This is a genomic window from Pseudoalteromonas peptidolytica (assembly GCF_012641745.1).
In the GTDB taxonomy this organism is placed as follows: Bacteria; Pseudomonadota; Gammaproteobacteria; order Enterobacterales; family Alteromonadaceae; genus Pseudoalteromonas; species Pseudoalteromonas peptidolytica.
In genome coordinates this window covers 133,797-157,476 of record NZ_WEHZ01000001.1, presented here as the reverse complement: position 1 = coordinate 157,476, position 23,680 = coordinate 133,797, and the positions used below count along the sequence as shown (strand labels likewise).

The following is a 23,680-nucleotide window of genomic DNA, read 5'->3' as shown; positions in this document are numbered from 1 at the left end:
TATTTGTGCACAGATTTCAATTTGTGATAGTTAAAAATTTGGCGATGGTAGTAAAATAGCGTGAAAACTCGACAAAGCTATGATCCCCACCAAACTCTATAATTTGACGACAATGACTATAATAGCGTACCGCTTCTTCAAAAGGCAGCACCTCATCACCTGTTTGTTGCAATAATAGCAAGTTTTCTGGATTACTAAGCTTTGGTGTGTATATTGTTTTTAACGCTTCAACATGCTCGTACAGTAACTCATAATGACAATCCTGATATGGGTTGTATTGTGGCCCAAGGTAGTCGTTAAGTAATAAAAAAGGCCTAACAGCAGGGTTTATCACCACAGCTTTGCAGCCTTTTAGCTGTGAAAAGTAGGTGGCATAGTATCCACCCAGTGAACTACCTAATAACACAGTATCAGAATCAATGATGCTATCCAACTGTGCGAGTGCAACTCGAGGATCGAAATGCAGCCTAGGGGTTATATAACGCTCTGGCTTTCCACGCATATACACACCAAACTCCGTTGCCTTAAAGGATAGCTCTGAGCTGTTAAAGCCATGAATGTAGACTACCTGTCGAGCCATTTGACCTCTGTATTTATACCGTTGTTATTAAAGGTTATTAGACGATATGCGGGCCCTAAATCACACTGCTGCCACTCTTTAGTATGCTTTACAAACTGAATTGAAGTTGCAGGCGTGGCATAAATAGGTAATGTACGAAATGTTTGTTGATACTCATGGTGTACATGACCGTGAAACAGCCCTATGACCTGCTTGGTATCCACTAACGTGTTGAGCAGTTCAGGTCCATTTTCAAGCATGTGTTTATCTAAATATCCATCAATGGGCTTAGGGTGATGATGTGTAAACACAATCGTTTGTTGTGTTATATGACGTTTTAGCGCGTCGAGATGCGCCCTTTCACACCACCCTGCCGGTGTTTCGCCTTTTGAATTTACCAACAGTATTTCACCAAACGGGGCTGTGATCCTCTTGTGGGGAAAAATCTTCCCAGTACTAATTTGCTCAAGTAAGGCGATGTCATCATGATTCCCTGGCACCCACAATACTGGGCAATGCAGCTCACTGTTAGTGACCAAACGGGCGAAAGCTTGATACGACTCAGTCGTATGGTCTTGAGTTAAGTCGCCGCCAAATATGACCACATCGCAATGCTCTTGTGCCATCGCAGCCAATGCTTGTTGTAGATTGGCTGCAGTATTCACACCAAAATACTCACCCGAATCGTCAGCAAATAAATGACTATCGCTGAAGTGTCCAATCCTAATTTGCTGCTTGTTGATTGTTAATGCAGACTCAAACCATGCCATTATTCACATCCCAGTTTAGTTGTACTCGGCCTTTTTCTAAGCACACCATTAACCAATCAGCCAAAAAAGCATTAACTTGATACTTTTCGTCCTTCTGATGCATATCAGGGTTTGGGTAGCCATAAGAGGGTTTGATCCGGCGATGATAATTACGATGGATAACTTCAGCGACTTTCGCATCGTGATATAAACGCACAGACAAAGAAAAATGTGGTAAATGCTCACTCACCACCGTAACTTGTTCAATTAAAATGTCTGTGGTGTACTTACTTACCCCTTCTACTGTCAGGCTGTAGCGAGCAGAGGCCAGATCAATAATACGACACTCCCTGGGCGTTTCCTCAGGCAGCAATTTAAGCATCCGTAAATAATTACGCTCACACAGAGTAATGTAGCGAGGCAGAGATTGAATATACTGCTTTGAACTGAGCACCTGTGACAAAAATACAACTCCTATCCTGCTTGCACAATTCGCGCTTTATTTAGTGCCAACCATTGTAGACTAATAACAGTCGCAGCGTTATCGATTTCCTCATTATCCAGTCGAGCCAAGGCGCCTTCAAAGGGAATAACATGTACTTTAATATCCTCATGTTCTGTATCGAGGCCAAAAATTCCACCTGCGTCAGTCAAGTCGGTAAGCGCCAGATATAAATACAATCGCTCCGTTGTGCCACCGGGGCTGGATAGGTAAGAACGCATATAAATCATTTCATTAAGGTCAAGCCCTGCCTCTTCTTTTGCTTCTTTTCGCGCTACGGCTTCATAATCTTGGCTTCCTTCAGCCATGCCCGCTATACATTCCAGTAACCATGGTGTGTTTTTAGATGCCAATGCACCTATTCGAATTTGCTCAATAAGTAGCACTCTATCTGTTACTGGATCATAGGGTAATACCGCAACGGCATGCCCTCGCTCAAGTATCTCTCGGGTAACGGTTGGTGAGACTCCACCGGCAAATAGAGCATGACTAAATTGGTATTTGTGAATGGTAAAGAAGCCATCAAAGACTGTTTCCATTGAAGAAACAGTGACATCGGCTTTATTAAACTGACTCAAAGATTTCATAAAATAATCCTGTTATTTTTGACAGCAACGGTTTAAAAGCTAACCAATCGCCCTTATATTAGCTTCATACTCTAAAAAGTAAACGAAGTCGTTTACCTTTAACTTTTTCCACTTTACAATACCCTGAAGGTATTAATATATTCTGTTACACTTGTTGGCGATGTTTTACGCATTAAGTCTTTAATTGGGCTGTAAAAACAGGGTAACATGCTGACAGTATAAAAATTGTCTAAGGACTGAGCGAAAAATGAAAAAAACTCTACTATCGTTGGTTGTTGGGTTGTCGTGCGCACTTTCAAGCAGCCTGTCCCACGCGGAAGACTTACTGCAAGTATACGACATTGCAACGGCTAACGATCCCACGGTATTAAAAGCCAAAGCACAAGCAGATTCACAGAAGTATGCCCAAGACCAGGCCCTAGGGGTGTTGTTACCTCAACTTGGTTTTAGAATGAGCTACTCAGATACCAATTCTGAAGGTGCTCCTAATAGTCAAAACGATGCCACAGATTATACGTTAGTAGAATCAGACAGCGATACGTTTAGCCGTTCGATTACACTCAATCAAACCATTTTTGATATGGCTTCGTGGCAGAGCTTATCTATCGCTGAAAAACGTGCAATGCAGGCTATGACTCAGTATGAGCGTGAAAAGCAATCTCTGATTGTTCGTATCGCTGAAGGTTACTTTAATGTGCTTAGTGCGTTAGATAGCCTAGAGTTTGTCCAAGCTGAAAAGCGCGCGATTGAACGCCAACTTGAGCAAACAAAACAGCGCTATGAGGTGGGCTTAACAGCAATTACTGACGTTCATGAAGCGCGAGCTCAGTTTGACCGTGCAGTCGCCGATGAGATAATCGCGAGCAATGCAGTGGAAACTGCTCGAGAGACACTACGTACCATTACGGGTAAGTACCATGCTAAGTTGGATAAGCTTAATACAGAAACGTTCTCAACTGTAAAGCCAACGCAAGATACTTCTGATTTTATTGAAATTGCAAAAGGTAAAAACCTAGACTTACAAGTTGCTAAGTCTGCGGTTGAGATTGCAAAAGATCAGATTGACCTTGCAAATGCAGGCCATTATCCAACGCTAAATTTGAGCGCAACATACAGCGACTCCTTAACTGATTTAACCGGCAGACAACATGCCCCTCGTGGTGATGAAACCACGGTAGGACTAACGCTCGACGTGCCAATTTACTCTGGCGGTCGAACGGTGGCTGCGACAGATCAAGCTCGTGCTAATTTTGTAGCTAGTAGCGAAGATATGGAAGCGGCAATGCGCAACATGACACGCTCGGTCATCACTTCATATAACCAAGTGGCTTCTGATGTTGCAACCTATCGTGCACTTGAGCAAGCGGTAGTCTCTGCAGAAAGCGCATTGCAAGCCACAGAAGCAGGATTTGATGTAGGTACTCGTACTATTGTTGACGTGCTAGTAAGCACACAAAACCTGTATAACGCCAAACGTAACTTAGCGGATATTCGCTATCGCTATGTGTTGTCTTCGCTTCGTTTAAAGCAAGCATCAGGGACATTGTCTCGTGCTGATCTTGAAGCAATTAACCAAGGTTTGATTGAAGGCTAAGCACTTTAATTATTACCTCTGAAAGGCCAGCTATGCTGGCTTTTTGTATTTTTACAGCAATATAGATAAACTAGCCGCTTCAATTAAGTCTTAGGTATATTACTTTGGTTACGCATTCACCTTTTAAATGGTCATTTCTAGCACCTAAATTTTGGCTAACTTGGCTGGGTGTCTTTTTTCTTTATCTCATTTCTTGGTTACCACAACGCTGGCAGTTTGCTATTGGAAAGGGGCTTGGTCGCCTGATCCACAAATATATGAAACGACGCCGCCACATTGCTGATGTCAACTTAAAACTGTGTTTTCCGCATCTTACTGAAGCTGAGCATCACGCCATGCTGCTAAAAAATATGGAGAACACCGCTATAGCAACGCTTGAAACCGGCATGGCTTGGTGGTGGCCTACATGGCGTGTAAACCGAGTTGTTGGCTCAATCAAAGGAATGGAACATATTGAGGCTATACAGCAACAAGGTAAAGGTGTGCTCATGCTGGTGCCCCATATGCTGCATTTAGAAATGGTTAGTCGAGTTCTGGGTACCAAAATACAAGGGGTTGGATTTTATCGTCCCCATAACAATCCGCTTATGGAGTTTTTCATGACTCGTGGTCGACTGCGTTCTAACGAATACCTAGTCACCAAACGAGACGTAAAAGGACTACTAAAAACCCTGGCAAGTAAGCGCGTGTGTTATTACCTACCAGATCAGGATTATGGCCGCAAGCGCTGTGAGTTTGCACCGTTTTTTGCAGTACCTGATGCAGCGACTACTACTGGTACTTTGTTATTTTCTGCTAGTAAAAATGCTGAGACTTTAAGCTTACACTGTACGAGGGACAACAAAGGGATGTATCATCTAGAAATACAACCTGTTTTGGAAGCGTTTCCAAGCGGTGATAACCTTGCTGATGTCACCCGTGTTAACGAGAGAATGGAGCAAGCAATCAATTGCGCACCAGATCAATACATGTGGGTACATCGACGCTTTAAAACGCGTCCAGATGAGAAAGCACCTTCGCTATACTAGCAGCTCGGAGTAGTTTTTTATGGCAAAAAAAAGAAGAAAAAGCAATGTATCCGCAATTTGGTTTTGGACCAAGCACCTTTCTTTGGGTGTGCTATTGATATGGGCTGCCTACTATTTTCTTTTTGGCGCATCAAAGAATTTAAATTTTAAAGAAACCACAAATGTTGCCGCCCAAGGGTTATCACAATTTTACGAAAGCTTCAGAAATAGAATGAGTGACCGCGATACCGATCGCGAAAAATACGTGATCACATTAGGCAAGCCAACCTACCCGTTAGATGATGCACTCGCCCAAAGAGCATTGGCAGTAAAACCTTCAAACTCGAAGTGGACAGGCGAAAAACAACCAAGACGCTTCGACACCGGAGATACATTAAAAGATGTGCTGTCAAAACAAGCAAAGGAAGAAGGTGTAGAGCTGTTTTGGTATCTTGAACGAGATTACGTGGTGAAGTATAACTTCCGCCTTGATACTGACTTTGTCACCGCGTTATATCAGGTAGGCACGGCGATTAACGATGACTTCGAATTTCAAGTATATACTTTCTTCTGTCCACGGGAGCGTGCTGCGGTGATCACTCAAAACCCACCGCTGTACGTACGTGAAAATTGTCGCAAGTTGGCCGGTTAGCCTAATAAGCGCTGCCAAACTTGTGTAACCTGTTGAGCGTACTGTGTAAATTCGCTACGCTCAACCGCCCTACCGAGCTGATTCAAACTGTTAAAGTGGTACCTATCTCTAAATAGGCAATACGCTGAAACCAGTGTTTCCATCTCAAGTTTTTCTATCATAGCAACGGCTCCTGCTTGCTCTAAAATACGGATGTTATCCGTATACTTACACAGTTGAGGATAGGTATGACTATATTGGAGCACTATGTATTGACTCATAAACTCAATATCTGTCATGCCGCCAACGCCTTGCTTTAGGTCAAACCGTTGCTCGTTGTCTTGATTTAGGTGTTGACGCATTTTTTCACGCATTTTACACACATCATCGACTAATTTAGTACTATCGCGTTTTTGCGTCAGGATCCCATGGCGAATTTCAGTAAAACGTGTTTGCATTGTTTCTTCACCGAGTACCATACGTGCCCTCACTAAAGCCTGATGCTCCCAAGTCCAAGCTTGCTCAAGTTGATACTGATAAAAGCTCTCAAGGTTAATCGCCAGTAAACCTGAATTTCCTTCTGGGCGCAGACGGGTATCAAGTTCATATAACATACCCGATAGCGTCTTGGTATTGAACAAGTGCATAAGACGCTGTGCCAACTTCATGTAAAATTGTCTCGATGAAATCGACTTTTCACCTTGCGTGTAGCTTTCACCATCTCGATTGTGTACAAAGACCAAATCTAAGTCTGAGTTATAACCTAATTCATAGCCACCAGCCTTACCGTAGGCTATGACAGCAAAGCCTTTTTCTGTAATCGTAGCTCCTTGTGGCGCACCATAGCGAGCCTCCATATGCCCCCAAGCAATGTCTACCGCTTTTGCAATAATCGCTTCGGCTAAGGCTGTAAGGTGGTCACTCACCTTCATTATGTCGAGCACTCCTGTGGCATCTGCTGCTGCGATCTTAAGCTGATGAGTTTGCTTAAACTGGCGCAGCGCTTCCATTTGTGTTTCTACATCTTGCTCGTCAATACGTAAAAAAAGTTGCTGGATCTCGCTGTGATAAGCACTTAATGGCAGTGGTTTATATAGACTTTGTGGGTCTATTAGCTCATCGAGTAAGATGGGGTATTTTGCAATATGCTCTGCAATCCAGGCACTGTGACAACAAAGTTTGATTAGCTGTGTTAACGCACCATGATTTTCATATAGCAGCTCTAGATAAGCAGTTCGAGAAACAATTTTATTAATAACACTGAATACACGTGCCAAAGCAGGTTCGATGTTCTGTTTGCTCAATTCACGTAATAGCGCAGGGATCAACTTATCTAGAATATCTCTGCCTCGGGTACCGGCTTGTTTTTTACTTAGCCCGGATTTAAATGCTTCCAGATCAGCCTGCCACTGTGGAAAACAAGGTGTCGCATTACACTCACCAAGCTGCATAATTTCCGCACTTTGCCAAGCATAAACTGCGCTGTCATCATCTTCTACCGCCTCTTCAGGCGGCTCACCAATAACTTGATTGAACTCAGTTCGAACCTCTTCCATTATTCGCTGAAGTGTTTGTTCGACCTGAGTATAATCCTGACACTGCAGTAAGTAGCTAAGGCGTAAGCAAGCAAGTGTATCATCGGGTAAAGTTTGAGTCTGTTTGTCATCGAATGCTTGTAAGTATTGTTCAACTTTTCGAAGTGACAGGTAATGATTGTAGAGCGTGTTTTTAACCTCTTTAGGCACTATATCTAGCGCTTCTAGTTGTTCAAGCGCAGTTAACAACGACGACGTTTGTAATGGTGTTTCACGCCCTCCTCGAATAAGCTGCAATGCTTGTACGATAAACTCCACTTCGCGGATACCACCAGCACCAAGCTTAATGTTATTTGTTAAGCCTTTGCGTCTAACTTCTTGGGCTATCATCTGTTTCATTTTGCGCAAAGAGTCAATTACTGAAAAGTCAATATAACGGCGATAAACAAAAGGCCTTATCAAATCATAAAACTCTTGCCAATACGCTGATAGCTCACCAATGGGACGCGCTTTTAACATGGCGTAGCGCTCCCACTCACGACCTTGATCTTGATAGTAGTCTTCCATTGCCGCATAACTCATCACCAGCGGGCCGCTATCGCCAAAAGGTCTCAACCGCATGTCAACTCTGAACACTTGGCCATCCACAGTCACTTGGTTTAGTGCTGCAATTAACTTTTGAGCCACACGAGTGTAAAACACCTGTGCTTCGATGCTACGTCTCCCTCCTGTAGTCGAAATACTTCGAGGGTAAGCAAAAATAAGATCAATGTCAGACGAGAAATTCAGCTCTTTACCACCTAACTTGCCCATGCCCAATACTGTCATTGGAAGTGGATTATCAGCTTCATCCTTTGGAGAACCTGACTGTACTTCACAAGATGAGTACGCCCATTGGTAGGCATTGGCTATCAAGGTGTCTGACAGGGCTGAAATATAGCCAATACTGTCATCAATTGGGTTATCTGCTACCAAATCCAGCCACATCACCTTCAACCAATACTTCAACCGGTAATGACGTAATTGTGCAAAGGCTTGTTGCTCATCAGGCAGTGGGGCAGAAAAGTCAAACACCGCTGGGCAATCGCGTCTTTTCATCTGTGCATCATCAAGAAGCCATGCGCCCCATTCGGGAAATCGCGACAAGATACGAAATGCAAAGTCACTCAAAGCGAGCAAACGAGCCAGTTTGGGCTGCACCATTTTATCGCCAAAAATAATTTTAAAACGTTCAAGCGCAAGCGCATTTAATGCCTGTTGTGAAAACAATTCCGACATAAAAACTCCACGGTTAACTGGCTCTCTTTGTGAGCAGTGTTATAGTAACTCTATCTAAAACACAACCTTACACCGAGTATGAGTTATTTGTCTTTACACAATATCAATTTTTTGGCGATTTTAATTTGCTTTGTTATCGTCTGTGCACTCACTATTTTGTTACGTTTAATGATCCAACGCATTGCCAATAACCTACTTGAAGAAGAGCTAGCCCAACGTGACAACTTTGCTCTTGGGATCAGTTATGCAAGTCAAATAACCATGTTGTGTATTTGTGTCGCCTATTTATTCAATGACCTAGGTGTGGTGAGAGCGCAAACATATCCACTGCAAGTCGGACTCCACATCAGCTTAGTTGTCGCGTTTATATATTTTGGGCAATGGATCCATCGCAAGTGGATTTTATATCAATTCAATGAAGAAGAAGCGATTTTAAAACAGAATATCTGCGCCGCGATGGTTGACTCGGGTATGTTGCTGGGCAATACGATTTTGGTGCTAGGCTTGTATCACTGGGTGCATCCGAAAGGCTGGAGTGATTTGCTTGTGGTAGCACTTGGCTTTTTACTGCTACAGCTTTTATTTACGTTAGACAGTAAAGTAAGAGAAAGTCGCTTTGCTAAACTCAATCAGGGCGCGTCCTTGCAGCAAAACTTTAATTTGCGAAACACCTCGATTGGGATCCGCTATGCAGGGAAAACCATTGGCCTAGCTTTAGCCATTTATGCAGGTCTTCATAGTGCCCCCTACCATGGGGCTAAAGTCGTCGAAAACTTATTCTCTGTCGTTATTCATTGCGGTGTGATGTGGATATTTCTGTATCTGGGCAGTCATGTCCTTTTGCATCTATCCTTGCCAAAGGTCAACATTGGCCTTGAAGTCGATCACCAAGACAATGTCGGGATCGCCTGTTTAGAGTTTGCGGTTTTTTGTTCTATGGGCTATTTACTTATTAACTTGTTTTCGGCGTAACATGGCCTTGTATGAATGCACAAAGTGACGGATTTTTGCTAGTTGATTCCAACTGGGACTTTAGCCTAGAACTCGTCGCGCATATACAAAGTTTACATGAGGGTCTTGCCAGCAACATTATCATTGCTGGCGATAACACCAAACAGATGCTCAAAATGATGTTTAATGAACAGATTAAAGACTACTGCTATTGTGACTTTGATAATGAAATCAGCGTCTCTGAACTCGCGACGTACCTGCATCGCCACCATAATATTAGTGCAGTGTTGCTATACTCCCTTGACTACCACCTTGCAAGCGAAGAACAACGATTTATTTTTGACTCCCTTCACCCGCACCGATTTTTAATTGAGCAGTCACCACAAGGCTTTACCTTAAATATGCTTCGGGCTTCTACCACATTAAATCACTTATCATGCCACCCCAACATTGTAAGCTTACCAGCTCCGGATTTAATTCTTGCTAAGCTCACAGGCTTGTTATGCTCAAAGGAAAAAGTACTGGACAACCCTGTTGTAGATCAATGATAGCCATTACGTGCAAATATTCTAAGTGCCAGACTCAAATTGAGATATAAACAAGCGCTGATATAGACTAACGAAGCACAAGCGCTTACCATTGCCAAAAACAGCCACTCAATTTTCAATTATGCGTATTCCACATATTTATCAAGATTCACCGCTCGAAATTGGTATTCCTGTAACCTTAGATGATGATGCTGCTGGCCATATCGGCCGCGTTTTAAGAATGACGACCAAGGACAAAGTAAGCTTATTCAATGGTCAAGGTGGAGAGTATCTGTGTCATTTGAGCGAAGTGAGTAAAAAGAAAGTTATTGCTGTCCCTGAAACATTTCAAGACAATAATGTAGAGTCTCCGCTTGCCATACACCTTGGTCAAGGCATTTCCCGAGGTGATAAAATGGACTTTACTATTCAAAAGTCAGTTGAGCTTGGTGTCAGTGAAATAACCCCCTTATTCACAACCCGCTGCGGTGTAAAATTAAATGCAGAACGCCTAGCTAAAAAGCATCAGCAATGGCAAAAAATCGCCATCGCAGCAGCAGAGCAGTCGGGACGCAACACCATCACAGTGATCCACCCTCCAATAGAGCTGTCACAGTGGTTAAAACAACATAGTGATGAGCTAAAAGTTACCCTTCACCCACGTGCTGAGCACTCTATTAAAACGCTACCTTACACTCAATCTGGGATACGTTTTTTAGTCGGCCCAGAAGGTGGCTTTACTGATGAAGAACTGGTAGCCACCGCAGAGCAAGGCTTTATTGATGTACGTTTGGGCCCTCGCGTGCTAAGAACAGAAACCGCGGCCTTAACAGTACTAAGCGCACTGCAACTACAATTTGGTGATTTGGCTCTTTAAATACACAGAGTAACCCCCATATCATGGTTACATTCAGCAAGTTCAATGGAAGTATTTATGACAATTAAGTTAGGGATCATTTCTGATCCAATCAGTGGCTTTAACATTAAAAAAGACACGGGATTCGCAATGATGCTGGCGGCACAGCAACGCGGTTATGAATTGTATTATATGGAAATGAATGATCTGTTTTTATACCAAGGAGTTGCCAAAGCAACTGCCGCCAAAGCACAGGTCTTTGATAATACTTCTCACTGGTATGAGCTTGCTGAAAAACAAGAAATCGATTTGGGCGATCTTGATGTAATATTAATGCGTAAGGATCCTCCTTTCGATACAGAATATATTTATGCCACCTATATTTTAGAACGTGCAGAACTTGCCGGTGCGCTCGTTGTAAACAAACCCCAGAGCCTCCGTGATGCCAATGAAAAGCTATTTACAGCATGGTTTAGCGAGCACACACCAGACACCCTTGTCACCCGTGACCAATCTCAAATTCGTGCATTTTTAGCCAAGCATGGTGACATTATCTTAAAACCTTTGGATGGCATGGGTGGCGCTTCGATTTTCAGGGTTCGACAAGACGACGCTAACATTGGGGTGATCTGCGAAACGCTCACCGAGCACGGCTCACGATACGCAATGGCGCAAAATTATATTCCAGCAATTAAAGATGGCGATAAAAGAGTTTTGGTGGTTGATGGTGAAGTGATGCCATATTGCCTTGCGCGTATCCCTCAAGGGGGCGAGACCAGAGGTAATTTAGCCGCGGGCGGTCGCGGTGAAGCTAGACCAATTAACGAATCAGATCGTAAAATTGCCGAAGCCGTTGCCCCGACGCTAAAAGAGAAAGGTTTAATTTTCGTTGGGCTTGATATCATCGGCGACAAGCTCACCGAAATTAATGTGACTGCCCCAACCTGTGTTAAAGAAATTGAAGCCGCGTACGATATTTCAATTATGGATAAGTTTTATGATGCGATCGAGCGAAAACTCGACCATACTGAAAGTTAATCATTGAGGGGGTCTGATTATGAAATCACTCGCTAATCACTTTTTAATAGCAATGCCTAGCATGGATGACCCTTTTTTCAATCACACAGTCACTTATCTGTGTGAGCACAACGAAGACGGTGCTATGGGGCTGGTTGTTAACCACCCTATTGACGTCACGGTTGGAGAATTACTCGACCAAATCGATATTGATAACGACAAGTCGAGTCAAACATCAAAAGTAAAGATTTATGCTGGGGGGCCTGTCCATACCGACAGAGGTTTCGTGCTACACACGCCGAAGTTGGGCTATGCTTCTAGCCAAGAACTTAGCTCTGATATTATGATCACCACCTCAAAAGACGTACTGGCCTCGCTCACCTCCCCACAATCGCCAGAGGGCTTTATCATCACACTTGGTTATGCCGGGTGGGTTCAAGGCCAATTGGAAAAAGAATTGAAAGAAAACACTTGGTTAGTGGTTGAAGCTAACCCTGAGATCATTTTTAATACACCGCCTGAAAAGCGTTGGGAAAAAGCCGTACAAATACTCGGCATTGACGTCGCGCAGTTAAGCTCACAAGCCGGCCACGCATAACCGCTTTACGCAAAAACTAACATACGAAGTATTCATGGAAAATAAAAAAGATAAGGTCGAAAAAGGCAAGCGCAGTGTGATTGGCTTTGACTTTGGCACTAAAAGTATCGGCCTTGCTATCGGCCAAGAACTTACAGCCACAGCCTCGTGTTTAGGCGCAGTTAAAGCGAATGATGGTATTCCAAATTGGGATGATATCGCCGCATATATAAATGAGTGGCAACCTGATTTGCTTGTTGTTGGTTTGCCACTCAACATGGATGGCACCACTCAGGATTTAACCTTTCGTGCGAAAAAGTTTGCTAATCGACTCCATAATCACTTCCGCCTACCGGTTGAAACGCAAGATGAGCGCCTGACCACAGCGGACGCAAGGGCTAGACTGTTTGAACAAGGTGGTTACAAAAACCTCGCAAAAGGCAAGGTCGATGGCATGTCTGCGTGTATTATTCTCGAAAGTTACTTTGAAGCAATGTGGGAATAAACCCCATACTCTGTAATCTTAAGATTAGATTTCACTTCAAGGTGATAGTAATTACCCTACGCTCAAGAAGGCGTCTGTGCGCCAATAGCTAGCCTGTTGCAAACGAATTTAACGCAGTAGTGACACAGAACAACAGGCTCATAAATACATAATAGTGTTTTCAGGTTCGGTTAAAAAGCATTCACACCCCGTCCATTGGCTTGTCTACCAAAACGCATCACAATTTGACGACAAATGACAGTTTTTCACAACTCATATCGGTATAGTTTAACTCCCTAAATTTGTTAAGGAAAAACTAGCAATGGTGAAGTTTAAATGGTGTGAAATATTACTGACACTTTGTCTGCTTTGCATGCTATCGGCATGTAATGGCAAATCAAATAAAAGCGATTACCCATATTCAATACACGTCTTTCACTCCCAGGAAAATCAGTTAACAGGGCGACTTTATCTACCAGATGGTCATACAGACTCTGATCCAATCGTTATTCTCGTACATGGTGACGGTGCGATGGATAGCACCGCAAACGGGTTTTATTTACCTATAATTCAATCATTGCTCAGCGAAAACATCGCAGCTTTTTCGTGGGATAAACCAGGCGTACGACAGTCTCAAGGGCACTGGCTGACACAATCAATGATGCAAAGAGCAGCTGAAGTAAAAGACGTAATTAGCTACCTGAAGCGTAATGGCTATGAATATAACCCAATCCATCTATTGGGTTTTAGTCAAGCCAGTTGGGTTTTTGCTCACTTATATGACGAACCGAATATTGACTCGATGATCTTGGTCGGTGGTGCCGCAAACTGGTTGGCACAAAGCCAGTACAGCATGTGGATACGCTTACTTGAAGAGGAAAAAATCGATGCTAATGATATGCAAGCCATCGCTAAGATCAAAGAATTGAGCCAACAAGAGTATCACCTTATCAAAACAGGCTACGACCACTACCTTTCATCGCCATTACACCAACACCCTTTTATGTCTGATCCCATCGCCGATGAAGCACGATTTAACTTTATTCGTAATAATATTGATGCCGATGTCCATGAGGGATTTAGTCAGCTCACAGTGCCTATGCTTGCTATTTTCGGCGATAGCGATATCCATGTCGATATTGAACACAGTCAATTAGCATTCGCCACTGCCTATGCAAGTTCAATGTCATCCAAAGCAAACTTAGTACAAGTAACTATTCCTAATGCAAGTCACAGTTTACTCAAGCCAGAGCTTCCGTTTGATGCGTTATTTTCAATTGAAAAGCAACATTTTGCTCCAGATGCCATTGAGACGATAGTGAACTGGCTAACAAGACAACATCCAGGTGACGCACAATAAATAACATGCTAAACATACCCGCTATTGTGGATTAACAACTTGGTAGTCATCTAGATTGGGAATAAAGCCTGCCTGCTTGTATGCCTTTGTAATTCGGCCTTGTTGGCGTAATATAGTTAGGCCTTTTTGTAACGCTGCAAATGCTCGCTCGCCTTCAGGGTGAAGCCTAGACACCGCATAATGTCGGCTATCATTTAGTAATACAATCAAGTGTTTGTTTGCCACTAATTCCACCTCTGATAACGTAAAGCGATTATTTAGACTTGGTAGCAGTGGCATTAACATGAAATCAACCCAGCCCTTGCTCACCATGCGCGCTTGAGAGATCCATTCAGGTTCAGCAAATACCTTTTTTAGTGAAAGCGAATGCAAGGTTTGCCAATCAGTGTGCCACTTTGGACTGGAAACTGCGGTTAACTTACTCAATCCCGTTGCATCTTTAAGTTGCTCTACAGCGCGGTTACTTGGCGCATGGAAGATCCCTGCATAATATTGTCCTTTTTTGATAACTGGCGCACTGATAAAGAGCAGGTGCGCTTTGGCAGTTAAATCTGTTTGCCAATAACTATCAAAATGAAGGAGCTGCTCTCCTTTCTCAAGTAGGTTTGATTCTCTAAAGCTCACAAAACCAGGAGTAAATTTCAACTGGAGATTGAACCCACCTATCCTTAACGCTTGAAGTGCGATAACCATATCTATTACATCACGGCGTACATACTCTCCACTGAAATCAGTGATTGTCGTAACGTCGCGATCGCCGACAAAGTCTTCATAGGCTGTGAGTACATCATCACGAATGAATACGTTAATCGCTTCACCGGCATATAACGTGCTGGTGAAGCACATTAAGCTACTAAAAATAGCGCTACGGTATTTAGCTTTTAGGATCCAAGCCATCAACCGTCACTCCCTGTAAGAAGCCTGCACCTTTTTGATCGTTGTTTTGAAGCTTAATCATCAGACGCAAATCATTTGGTGAGTCAGCATGGTGCAGCGCGTCTGCATAGTTGATACGCTGTTGCTTGTACAGTTCAAACAGCGCTTGGTCGAAGGTTTGCATTCCCATTTCTTTTGACTTTGCCATGGCTTCTTTAATAGAACCAATATCGCCCTTTTTAATTAGCTCAGAAACAAGGGGAGAGTTCAGCAACACCTCAATTGCAGCTTCTCTTCCTTCCCCTTTTGACGAGGGGACTAGCTGCTGCGCTACAATAGCGCGCAAGTTGAGTGCCAAGTCATATTTGAGCTTGTCGTGCTTTTCCTTAGGCACTAGGTGCATTATGCGATCAATCGCTTGGTTAGCATTGTTAGCATGTAGCGTCGCTACGCACAGATGACCAGTTTCCGCAAAGCTAAGCGCATATTCCATGGTTTCTTGTGAACGGATTTCACCAATTAAAATGACATCAGGAGCTTGGCGCAGTGAACTTTTTAGTGCTGATTCAAAGCTATCCGTGTCAATTCCGACTTCTCGCTGAGTGATAATACTTTTTTGGTGTTGATGCACAAACTCTATGGGATCTTCAATCGTTAAGATATGCCCTCGTTGGTTACGATTGCGATAGCCCAACAATGCTGCCAGCGAGGTAGATTTACCGGTTCCAGTGCCTCCAACAAATAGCACCAAGCCACGCTTTGACATAATGACATCAGTTAACACCGAAGGTAAGCCCAGCTCATTGACATCAGGGATAGCAGTAACAATACGCCTCAACACCATTCCCGCACAATCTCGTTGCCAAAATGCAGAAACACGAAAGCGACCAATCTCATTAGCGATTGCGAAGTTACATTCTTTGGCGTTGAAAAACTCTTGCTTTTGTTTCTCGCTCATTACCGAGGTAACAAGGTTTAGTGATTGCTCAGCATCGAGCTTTTCTTCACTTAGCGCCCTCAGCTCGCCATCAATCTTAGCACTCACAGCAAGGCCTGCTGAGACAAAGAGATCAGACGCTTGCTGATCTGCCATAGTTTGTAAAAATGGTTCTATATTCATTACCACACCACTGTTTAATAGCCGCCGCTAAACTGGTTTTTATCATGAGCCTTAGCACGAGCATCTTGCTGAGTGATCAAGCCTCTATTTAACAAATTCGTTAAACATTGATCCATGGTTTGCATGCCGTGCATTGCCCCTGTTTGAATTGCCGAGTACATTTGCGCAATTTTATCTTCTCGAATAAGGTTACGAATAGCGGGGATCCCAAGCATAATTTCATGTGCAGCTATTCGCCCTCCTCCTACTTTTTTCACTAGTGTTTGTGAAATAACTGCTTGCAGCGACTCTGAAAGCATAGAGCGCACCATGTCTTTTTCCTCTCCAGGAAAAACATCAACAATACGGTCAATCGTCTTTGGAGCAGAGGTTGTGTGCAAAGTACCAAACACTAAATGGCCGGTTTCTGCTGCGGTTAAAGCTAGACGGATAGTTTCTAAATCACGCAATTCACCAACTAAAATAACATCTGGGTCTTCACGCAGTGCGCTTCTCAGCGCCGCATTAAAGCTATGTGTATCACGATGTACTTCGCGCTGATTAATCAAGCTTTGTTTATTGTGATGAACAAACTCTATCGGATCTTCAATAGTAAGAATGTGATGATGTTTGTTGTTATTGATGTAATCAACCATTGCAGCTAAGGTGGTGGATTTACCCGAGCCTGTAGGGCCTGTCACCAGTACTAGCCCACGCGGTGTATCCGATATTTTGGTGAAAATATCTGGCGCACCCAGTTCATCTAAACTTAAGACCTGATTTGGAATGGTACGAAATACCGCAGCGGGTCCACGATTTGAATTAAAGGCGTTAACACGAAAACGTGCTAAATTCGGCACTTCAAATGAGAAGTCAACTTCAAGGTTTTGCTCATAGTCACGACGTTGATTATCATTCATAATATCGTAGATGAGGCTACTAACGTCTTTTGCTTCAAGCGGCGGAATATTAACCCGACGCACGTCCCCATCAACACGGATCATAGGGGAGACACTAGACGAAAGGTGTAAGTCAGATGCTTTGTGTTGCACACTAAAAGCCAATAATTCTGTAATATCCATTTATAACTCCAAAATGAGCACAAGTACTATATGGTTACAATAGCAGAACGCTTAGATAACGCCTATGGCAGGATTGAAAAAGCCAAGCAAAACTGTCAATTCAGCGAAACAGTAAAGTTACTCGCAGTATCTAAAACTAAACCAATTGCTGACATCGAAGCGGCGATTGCCGCAGGCCAGACTCAGTTCGGAGAGTCTTATGTACAAGAAGCCGTTGACAAAGTCGTACACTTTAAAGACAACAAAGCGCTTGAGTGGCACTTTATTGGCCCTATTCAGTCAAACAAGTCGAGATTGATTGCTGAGAATTTCCACTGGGTGCAAAGCGTGGATAGAGAAAAAATTGCACGGCGTTTAAATGAACAAAGACCAAATAACCTCAAGCCGCTTAACGTACTGCTGCAAGTAAACATCAGCGGTGATGATAAAAAGTCAGGCTGCCATCCGGACGACGTTGAATCACTCGCCCTTTTTATTCATAAATGTCGTCAATTAGACCTGCGCGGCTTAATGACAATTACCGAACAAACCAATGATAAACAAAAGCAATTGCAATATTTCCAGCAAATGCGCGCTTGCTTTGATAGACTAAAGCACCAATATCCACAGTTAGATACCTTATCGATGGGAATGAGTGGTGATTTAGAAACTGCCATTACAGCAGGTTCCACTATGGTTCGCATTGGTACTGATATTTTTGGCAAACGACAGTGAGGTGAATAATATAATGTCAAACAAGACAATTGCATTTATAGGAACAGGCAACATGAGCTATGCCATTATCGGTGGCATGATCAAAAGTGGCTTTGACGCCCAGTCAATTATCGCCACCAACCGTAATGCAGAGAAACTTGCCAACGTCGCAGCACAATTATCGGTAAGAACAACGCAGAACAACTTAGAGGCTGTCGCTGCTGCTGACGTCATAGTGTTGTCCGTCAAGCCACAAATGATGGCCGACCTATGTCAGACCTTTCAAGATGCAGATATTGATATTAGTAGTAAGCTATTTATTTCTGTAGCCGCAGGTATCACAGTTGCGCGCTTAAGAGAGATGCTAGGACAGCCAGTAAAAATGGTACGTTGTATGCCAAATACTCCTTCATTGTTAGGTAGAGGTGTATCTGGCTTGTATGGCGTTGACATCAGCGATGAAGAGAAAAGTTATGTCGAACAAGTATTTTCATCTACAGGCATTGCGCTTTGGCTTGATGAAGAGTCAAAAATCAATGATGTGATTGCCGTAACTGGATCGTCGCCAGCTTACTTTTTCTTATTTATGGAAGCCATAGAAGAAAAAGCAATTGCACTTGGCTTTAGTCGTGAAGAAGCGAGAAAATTAGTTCAACAAACCGCGCTTGGCGCTGCTGAAATGGCACTTTCTCAGCCTGATATTAGTATTGCCCAATTACGTGCTAACGTCACTTCAAAAGGTGGTACAACACATGCGGCTGTTGAGCATTTAAAAGCGCAACAATTACCAAAAACCGTAGCAGACGCGATGGATGCTTGTATCGCGCGCGCTGAAGCAATGGAACAAGAAATTTAAAAGGTGACCAATGAATGCCATGCAATTTTTAGTTGGGATCGTATTTGATCTGTTTTTAATGGTCGTATTACTACGATTTTGGCTGCAACTTGTAAGAGCGGATTTTTATAACCCGCTTAGCCAAGCCGTGGTTAAGGCAACCTCTTTTGCAGTCAACCCACTGCGTAAAATTATCCCCGGCGTTGGTGGATTAGATCTCGCTTCCTTAGTACTGGCATTCATCGTTGGCTTTGCCAAAATGGCGGCTCTGATGACATTGTTTGGTGGTTACTTCGATGCGCTCGGTGCATTGGTTGGGGGTGCCATTACCGTCTTAAAAGAAGCGTTTAGCCTAGTTTTTTGGATTCTAATAATTCGCGCAATCTTAAGCTGGGTAGCGCAAGGTTACAACCCGGTCGCTGCAGTATTTGAACAATTAACAGAGCCAATGCTAAGACCTATCCGTAAAGTTATTCCACCTTTAGGTGGGTTAGACTTATCTATTTTGGTGCTTATCATTGGGATGCAGTTTTTACAAATTCTGATGATGGACTTGTTAAGATAGGAGCGAGAAATGAGAAAACTGATTGCTGCTTTTATTATACTACTTTCCCCTTTTGTTTATGCCAGTGAACAGCAAGGTGGCCAATTTAAAGACTTAGGACCTTGGGAAGTGCACTACATCGCTTTTCCATCCACATTTGTGCAGCCCAACATTGCTAAAGCATATAATTTAACTCGAAGTGGCAACAAAGCGATTGTAAATATTTCTGTTTTGGCAGATAAACCCGGTAAGCCTGCAATTAAAGCAAAGGTTACGGGTAGTGCTAAAAACTTACTGGGCAAAGTTGTTCCGTTAAATTTTAAAGAGGTCGTTGAAGGTGAAGCGGTCTATTATCTTGCTCAATTAGACTATGACGATGAAGATATTTTTCGTTTTAATGTCGAAATAACCAAAGATAAGCAAACACGCAAGCTTACGTTCTCACAAAAGTTTTATGAAGAGTAGAAAATATGGCAAATAAAGTGGTTCTTGCCACAGGTAACCAAGGTAAAGTCAATGAGCTTAGCGCGATGCTAAGCCAATACAATATTGAAGTGTTACCTCAAAGTAACTTTGACGTCCCTGAAGTAGCAGAAACTGGCACTACCTTTGTAGAAAATGCCATCATCAAAGCGCGTCACGCAGCTAAAATTTCAGGTTTACCAGCAATTGCGGATGACTCAGGACTTGAAGTAGATGCCCTCAACGGTGCTCCTGGTGTTTACTCGGCGCGTTTCGCAGGCATTGATGCCAGTGATCAACATAATATCGACCATTTACTGGCCGAGCTTGGTGAGCAAACGCAGCGCAGTGCGCGCTTTTGGTGTGTGCTGGTCTACATGCGACATGCTGATGATCCAACACCTATTATCTGCCAAGCGAGCTGGGAAGGTGAAATCACTCAAACCCAACAAGGCAGAGAAGGGTTTGGTTACGACCCTATCTTTAAAGTAGGTGGTTTAGACTGCACATCTGCTGAATTAACTAAGGAAGAGAAAAACGCAATTAGCCATAGAGGACAAGCACTTAAACAACTCGTCAGTCACTTTCAAGGCCTCGCGTGAAACTACCTCCATTAAGTCTTTATGTGCACGTACCTTGGTGCGTGCAAAAATGTCCATACTGTGATTTCAACAGTCATGGAAAAAAAGGAGATATTCCAGAAGCGGAATATATTCAACACTTACTTCATGATATTAAAGCAGACCTACATTATGTGCAGGGTCGAAAGCTCAGTAGTATTTTTATTGGCGGTGGTACGCCAAGCCTACTCTCTGGTGAGGCTTATCGCTATTTACTGAGTGAAATAAAAACCCTAATTGGGTTTGAAGACGATATTGAAGTAACACTAGAAGCCAACCCAGGTACAGTCGAAACTGACAAGTTTAAACACTATGTTGCTGCTGGCATTAATCGTATTTCCATTGGTGTACAAAGCTTACAGCAAGATAAATTAACTCAACTTGGTCGTATTCATGGCGAACAAGAAGCGCTCAATTCAGCACAAGAAGCCCATCAAGCGGGCCTAAACAGCTTTAATCTTGATTTAATGCACGGCCTTCCCAATCAATCAGTTGATGATGCAATGGAGGACTTGAAAAAAGCCATAGCAATGTCTCCTCCACATCTTTCTTGGTACCAATTAACAATAGAACCAAATACGCAATTTGCTTCTAAACCTCCTGTCTTACCTGAAGACGAAACACTGTGGGAGATCCAAGAGCGCGGCCAGGCTTTGCTTGCAGAGCACGGTTATCAACAATATGAAATTTCGGGGTATGCCAAAACTGAAATGCAATGTCGACACAACCTGAATTATTGGCAGTTTGGCGATTATATTGGGATCGGTTGTGGTGCGCATGGCAAAATTACATTACCAGAGCAACAGCAAATCCTCAGAACAGTAAAAGTAAAGCACCCTCGTGGCTACATGGATCTGAGCAAGCCTTATTTATACGAGCAGTGGCATGTTGCAAACGATGACAAACCATTTGAGTTTTTTATGAACGTATTTCGCTTGAAAGCACCAGCATCGAAGCAGCAGTTTGTCGAGTACACGGGTCTTCAACTCAGTGCAATTTCCCAGCAAATTAATACTGCTGTAAATAAGGGGCTTCTTGAAGAAACAGCGGATTCATGGCTAGTTACAAATAAAGGCCACCGCTATCTTAACGATCTGCTAGAGTTATTTGTTTAATCAGAACTCAAAATTATGCAGGAGTATTCTTGGCTCCTGTATGAAAACCGCCTTTAGGCAAAATATAATAAAAGGGTATAAAATGCGTAAACTAACCATTTTAGCAGCAGCGGTAAGCGTCGCGCTTCTTGCTGGCTGTCAACAAACCACACACTCTCAAGCGCCAGCGCAACACGCTGAGCAACAAGTCGTGCAAAGTGAAGTTGAAAAAGCCAATGCGCTTTTTGAAGCATCTTTTATGCGTGGCGTTATGCGCAGTCCAATTTACCAAACTTATATGGGTATCAAACAGGACTATGACAAGTGGGATGACAGCAGTGAAGCTCGCCAGCTTGAAAACCTTGAATTAACAAAGCAAGACCTAGCCGCTCTGAAAGCCATTGATCGCAGCAAGTTAGACGCAAATACGCAAGTTAGCTATGACTTATTCAAGCAAAGTTTAGAAAATACCATTGCAGACTTCAAATGGCGTCATCACACTTACCCAGTAAATCAAATGTTTGGTACACATTCTATGGTGCCAGCGTTTTTGATCAACCAGCACCAAATCGCTGATGTTAAAGATGCAAAAGCGTACATCTCACGTTTGAATGGCGTGCCAGCCGTGTTTGATCAGCTAATTGTTGATTTAAAAGCGCGCGCAGACAAAGGTATTATTGCACCAAAGTTTGTATTTCCTCACGTTATTGAATCAAGTGAAAACATCATCAAAGGCGCACCATTTGGCTCAGGTGATGATTCAACCTTATTGGCAGATTTTAAGCGTAAAATTGCTAAGCTTGAAATTACGGAAACAGAAAAGTCAGCATTAATTAGCGAAGCCACCGCAGCGTTAACTAGCTCAGTAAAACCTGCCTATAACAAGCTAATCGGTTATCTACATAAACTGGAGAAAAAAGCAGATAATCGCGATGGTGCATGGAAATTCCCTGACGGTGAAAAGTTTTATAATAATGCTCTGGCGCGAACCACAACAACAGCATTAAGTGCAGAAGAGATTCATAATATCGGTTTAGCGGAAGTGGCTCGAATTCATGACGAAATGCGCGCTATTAAAGATAAAGTTGGTTTTAAAGGTGATTTACAAGCCTTTATGGAGTTCATGAAAACCGACAAGCAATTTTATCTTCCAAATACAGAAGCTGGCAAAGCGCAATATTTAGCAGAAGCAAAAGCGATGATCGATAATATGAAATCACGCCTAGATGAGCTATTTATCGTGAAACCAAAAGCTGACATGATAGTGAAGCGTGTAGAAGCATTCCGCGAAAAGTCAGCGGGTAAAGCGTTCTATCAGCAACCAGCACCAGACGGCTCTCGCCCAGGTATTTACTACGCTAACTTATACGATATGGAGGCCATGCCAACCTACCAAATGGAAGCCCTAGCTTACCACGAAGGTATTCCTGGTCACCATATGCAGATAGCTATCGCGCAAGAGCTGGAAGATATGCCTAAGTTCCGTAAGTTTGGTGGCTATACTGCGTATATTGAAGGCTGGGGTCTATACTCTGAACTTGTACCTAAAGAAATGGGATTGTATGAAGACCCATATTCTGATTTTGGTCGTTTAGCGATGGAATTATGGCGTGCTTGTCGCTTGGTAGTAGATACCGGTATTCATGCTATGAAATGGACACGTCAAGAAGGCATCGATTACTATGTAAACAACACACCAAATGCGAAATCAGATGCTGTGAAGATGGTTGAGCGTCATATTGTCATGCCATCACAAGCGACCGCATACAAAGTTGGGATGTTGAAGATTTTGGAACTTCGTGAAACGGCGAGAAAAGAACTAGGTGACAAGTTTGATATTCGAGAATTCCACGATGTTGTACTTAAAAATGGCCCAGTGCCACTTAACGTACTTGAATCATTTGTTGATGGCTGGGTAGCGAGCAAACAAGACTAACACTCGCAAGCCGCCTTCAACATAAGGCCAGCAAGATAAAGCTGGCCTTTTTGGTTGTGCTTGTTTTTCATGCCAATCAATACATATACCAATTAGCCTTTATACTTGCTCAATTTGAAGGAGTAAATCTGATACTAGCTGCATTAAAAGTTTCTTATTTAGAACAAAAAACAATCTAAACCAATTAATGATTAACGCCTTTTTCCAACCAGTTTCAACATTAGC

General features: G+C 42.9%; 25 protein-coding genes. 17 read left to right on the top strand and 8 right to left on the bottom strand.

What is annotated here, in order from left to right; genetic code table 11:
* Positions 1–16: 16 nt before the first annotated feature.
* The 4 genes from F9Y84_RS00705 to F9Y84_RS00690 are packed head-to-tail and all read right to left on the bottom strand — an operon-like array spanning position 17 to position 2,397.
* The gene (locus tag F9Y84_RS00705) at positions 17–580 is read right to left on the bottom strand and encodes a YqiA/YcfP family alpha/beta fold hydrolase (RefSeq protein ID WP_125250528.1); all 564 of its coding nucleotides are present in this window, start codon (positions 578–580) and stop codon (positions 17–19) included.
* Positions 565–1,329 (bottom strand): metallophosphoesterase family protein, encoded by a 765-nt coding sequence (locus tag F9Y84_RS00700; RefSeq protein ID WP_147388795.1) that lies wholly within the window; start codon positions 1,327–1,329, stop codon positions 565–567. Before F9Y84_RS00700 ends, F9Y84_RS00705 begins: the two co-directional genes overlap by 16 nt.
* Positions 1,316–1,771 carry a DUF1249 domain-containing protein gene (locus F9Y84_RS00695; RefSeq protein ID WP_147388794.1) on the bottom strand — a complete coding sequence of 152 codons (456 nt, stop codon included), beginning with the start codon at positions 1,769–1,771 and terminating at the stop codon, positions 1,316–1,318. Before F9Y84_RS00695 ends, F9Y84_RS00700 begins: the two co-directional genes overlap by 14 nt.
* An 11-nt stretch (positions 1,772–1,782) precedes the next feature.
* Positions 1,783–2,397, bottom strand: a complete 615-nt coding sequence (locus F9Y84_RS00690) for an NUDIX domain-containing protein (protein ID WP_147388793.1) — start codon at positions 2,395–2,397, stop codon at positions 1,783–1,785.
* 247 nt (positions 2,398–2,644) lie between these two features.
* Here F9Y84_RS00690 and tolC point away from each other — a divergent pair, with 247 nt between their 5' ends.
* From tolC to F9Y84_RS00675, 3 genes are all read left to right on the top strand, one after another.
* Positions 2,645–3,991: an outer membrane channel protein TolC gene (gene tolC, locus F9Y84_RS00685; RefSeq protein ID WP_147388792.1), complete on the top strand. Its 1,347-nt coding sequence runs from the start codon at positions 2,645–2,647 to the stop codon at positions 3,989–3,991.
* A 104-nt stretch (positions 3,992–4,095) separates the two neighbouring features.
* A complete protein-coding gene (gene lpxL, locus F9Y84_RS00680; RefSeq protein WP_147388791.1) occupies positions 4,096–5,019 on the top strand; it encodes an LpxL/LpxP family Kdo(2)-lipid IV(A) lauroyl/palmitoleoyl acyltransferase in 924 nt (307 codons plus the stop codon).
* 19 nt (positions 5,020–5,038) lie between these two features.
* Complete coding sequence (locus tag F9Y84_RS00675; protein ID WP_125250534.1) at positions 5,039–5,650, top strand: TcpQ domain-containing protein; 612 nt, start codon at positions 5,039–5,041, stop codon at positions 5,648–5,650.
* Here F9Y84_RS00675 and glnE read toward each other — a convergent pair.
* Positions 5,647–8,442, bottom strand: coding sequence for a bifunctional [glutamate--ammonia ligase]-adenylyl-L-tyrosine phosphorylase/[glutamate--ammonia-ligase] adenylyltransferase (gene glnE, locus F9Y84_RS00670; RefSeq protein ID WP_147388790.1), 2,796 nt, complete (start codon positions 8,440–8,442; stop codon positions 5,647–5,649). The genes F9Y84_RS00675 and glnE overlap by 4 nt on opposite strands.
* A gap of 78 nt (positions 8,443–8,520) precedes the next feature.
* On the opposite strand from glnE, the gene F9Y84_RS00665 reads away from it, so the two are divergent.
* From F9Y84_RS00665 to F9Y84_RS00635, 7 genes are all read left to right on the top strand, one after another.
* A complete protein-coding gene (locus F9Y84_RS00665) occupies positions 8,521–9,414 on the top strand; it encodes a DUF350 domain-containing protein (protein ID WP_147388789.1) in 894 nt (297 codons plus the stop codon).
* A gap of 11 nt (positions 9,415–9,425) precedes the next feature.
* Positions 9,426–9,941: a hypothetical protein gene (locus F9Y84_RS00660; RefSeq protein ID WP_128730916.1), complete on the top strand. Its 516-nt coding sequence runs from the start codon at positions 9,426–9,428 to the stop codon at positions 9,939–9,941.
* 121 nt (positions 9,942–10,062) lie between these two features.
* The gene (gene rsmE, locus F9Y84_RS00655; RefSeq protein ID WP_147388822.1) at positions 10,063–10,797 is read left to right on the top strand and encodes a 16S rRNA (uracil(1498)-N(3))-methyltransferase; all 735 of its coding nucleotides are present in this window, start codon (positions 10,063–10,065) and stop codon (positions 10,795–10,797) included.
* A 57-nt stretch (positions 10,798–10,854) separates the two neighbouring features.
* Positions 10,855–11,814: a glutathione synthase gene (gene gshB / locus F9Y84_RS00650; RefSeq protein ID WP_147388788.1), complete on the top strand. Its 960-nt coding sequence runs from the start codon at positions 10,855–10,857 to the stop codon at positions 11,812–11,814.
* Positions 11,815–11,833: 19 nt separating this feature from the next.
* Entirely contained in the window at positions 11,834–12,391 is a 558-nt protein-coding gene (locus F9Y84_RS00645; protein WP_147388787.1) for a YqgE/AlgH family protein, read from the top strand.
* 34 nt (positions 12,392–12,425) lie between these two features.
* Positions 12,426–12,875 (top strand): Holliday junction resolvase RuvX, encoded by a 450-nt coding sequence (gene ruvX, locus F9Y84_RS00640; protein ID WP_147388786.1) that lies wholly within the window; start codon positions 12,426–12,428, stop codon positions 12,873–12,875.
* Positions 12,876–13,176: 301 nt separating this feature from the next.
* Positions 13,177–14,214, top strand: coding sequence for an alpha/beta hydrolase family protein (locus tag F9Y84_RS00635; RefSeq protein WP_147388785.1), 1,038 nt, complete (start codon positions 13,177–13,179; stop codon positions 14,212–14,214).
* 21 nt (positions 14,215–14,235) lie between these two features.
* On the opposite strand, the gene F9Y84_RS00630 is transcribed toward F9Y84_RS00635, so the two are convergent.
* From F9Y84_RS00630 to F9Y84_RS00620, 3 genes are read right to left on the bottom strand one after another with little or no spacing between them, the layout of a single operon-like run.
* Positions 14,236–15,111 carry a hypothetical protein gene (locus F9Y84_RS00630; protein ID WP_225740753.1) on the bottom strand — a complete coding sequence of 292 codons (876 nt, stop codon included), beginning with the start codon at positions 15,109–15,111 and terminating at the stop codon, positions 14,236–14,238.
* Positions 15,089–16,210, bottom strand: a complete 1,122-nt coding sequence (locus tag F9Y84_RS00625) for a PilT/PilU family type 4a pilus ATPase (protein ID WP_147388784.1) — start codon at positions 16,208–16,210, stop codon at positions 15,089–15,091. Before F9Y84_RS00625 ends, F9Y84_RS00630 begins: the two co-directional genes overlap by 23 nt.
* A gap of 14 nt (positions 16,211–16,224) precedes the next feature.
* On the bottom strand, positions 16,225–17,271 hold the full coding sequence (locus F9Y84_RS00620) for a type IV pilus twitching motility protein PilT (RefSeq protein WP_125250544.1): 1,047 nt from the start codon (positions 17,269–17,271) through the stop codon (positions 16,225–16,227).
* A 30-nt stretch (positions 17,272–17,301) separates the two neighbouring features.
* Between F9Y84_RS00620 and F9Y84_RS00615 the strand changes: the two genes are divergently transcribed.
* The 7 genes from F9Y84_RS00615 (at position 17,302) to F9Y84_RS00585 (ending at position 23,455) form a co-directional block, all read left to right on the top strand.
* Positions 17,302–17,985 carry a YggS family pyridoxal phosphate-dependent enzyme gene (locus tag F9Y84_RS00615; RefSeq protein WP_147388783.1) on the top strand — a complete coding sequence of 228 codons (684 nt, stop codon included), beginning with the start codon at positions 17,302–17,304 and terminating at the stop codon, positions 17,983–17,985.
* 13 nt (positions 17,986–17,998) lie between these two features.
* On the top strand, positions 17,999–18,820 hold the full coding sequence (proC, locus tag F9Y84_RS00610) for a pyrroline-5-carboxylate reductase (protein ID WP_125250546.1): 822 nt from the start codon (positions 17,999–18,001) through the stop codon (positions 18,818–18,820).
* A 10-nt stretch (positions 18,821–18,830) separates the two neighbouring features.
* Complete coding sequence (locus F9Y84_RS00605) at positions 18,831–19,364, top strand: YggT family protein (RefSeq protein WP_125250547.1); 534 nt, start codon at positions 18,831–18,833, stop codon at positions 19,362–19,364.
* Positions 19,365–19,373: 9 nt separating this feature from the next.
* Complete coding sequence (locus tag F9Y84_RS00600; RefSeq protein WP_128730909.1) at positions 19,374–19,808, top strand: DUF4426 domain-containing protein; 435 nt, start codon at positions 19,374–19,376, stop codon at positions 19,806–19,808.
* Positions 19,809–19,813: 5 nt separating this feature from the next.
* Positions 19,814–20,407, top strand: coding sequence for an XTP/dITP diphosphatase (locus tag F9Y84_RS00595; RefSeq protein WP_125250549.1), 594 nt, complete (start codon positions 19,814–19,816; stop codon positions 20,405–20,407).
* Positions 20,404–21,540, top strand: coding sequence for a radical SAM family heme chaperone HemW (gene hemW / locus F9Y84_RS00590; RefSeq protein ID WP_147388782.1), 1,137 nt, complete (start codon positions 20,404–20,406; stop codon positions 21,538–21,540). The genes F9Y84_RS00595 and hemW overlap by 4 nt, the downstream gene beginning before the upstream one ends.
* Before the next feature lie 82 nt (positions 21,541–21,622).
* The gene (locus tag F9Y84_RS00585) at positions 21,623–23,455 is read left to right on the top strand and encodes a DUF885 domain-containing protein (protein ID WP_147388781.1); all 1,833 of its coding nucleotides are present in this window, start codon (positions 21,623–21,625) and stop codon (positions 23,453–23,455) included.
* Positions 23,456–23,680: the final 225 nt, after the last annotated feature.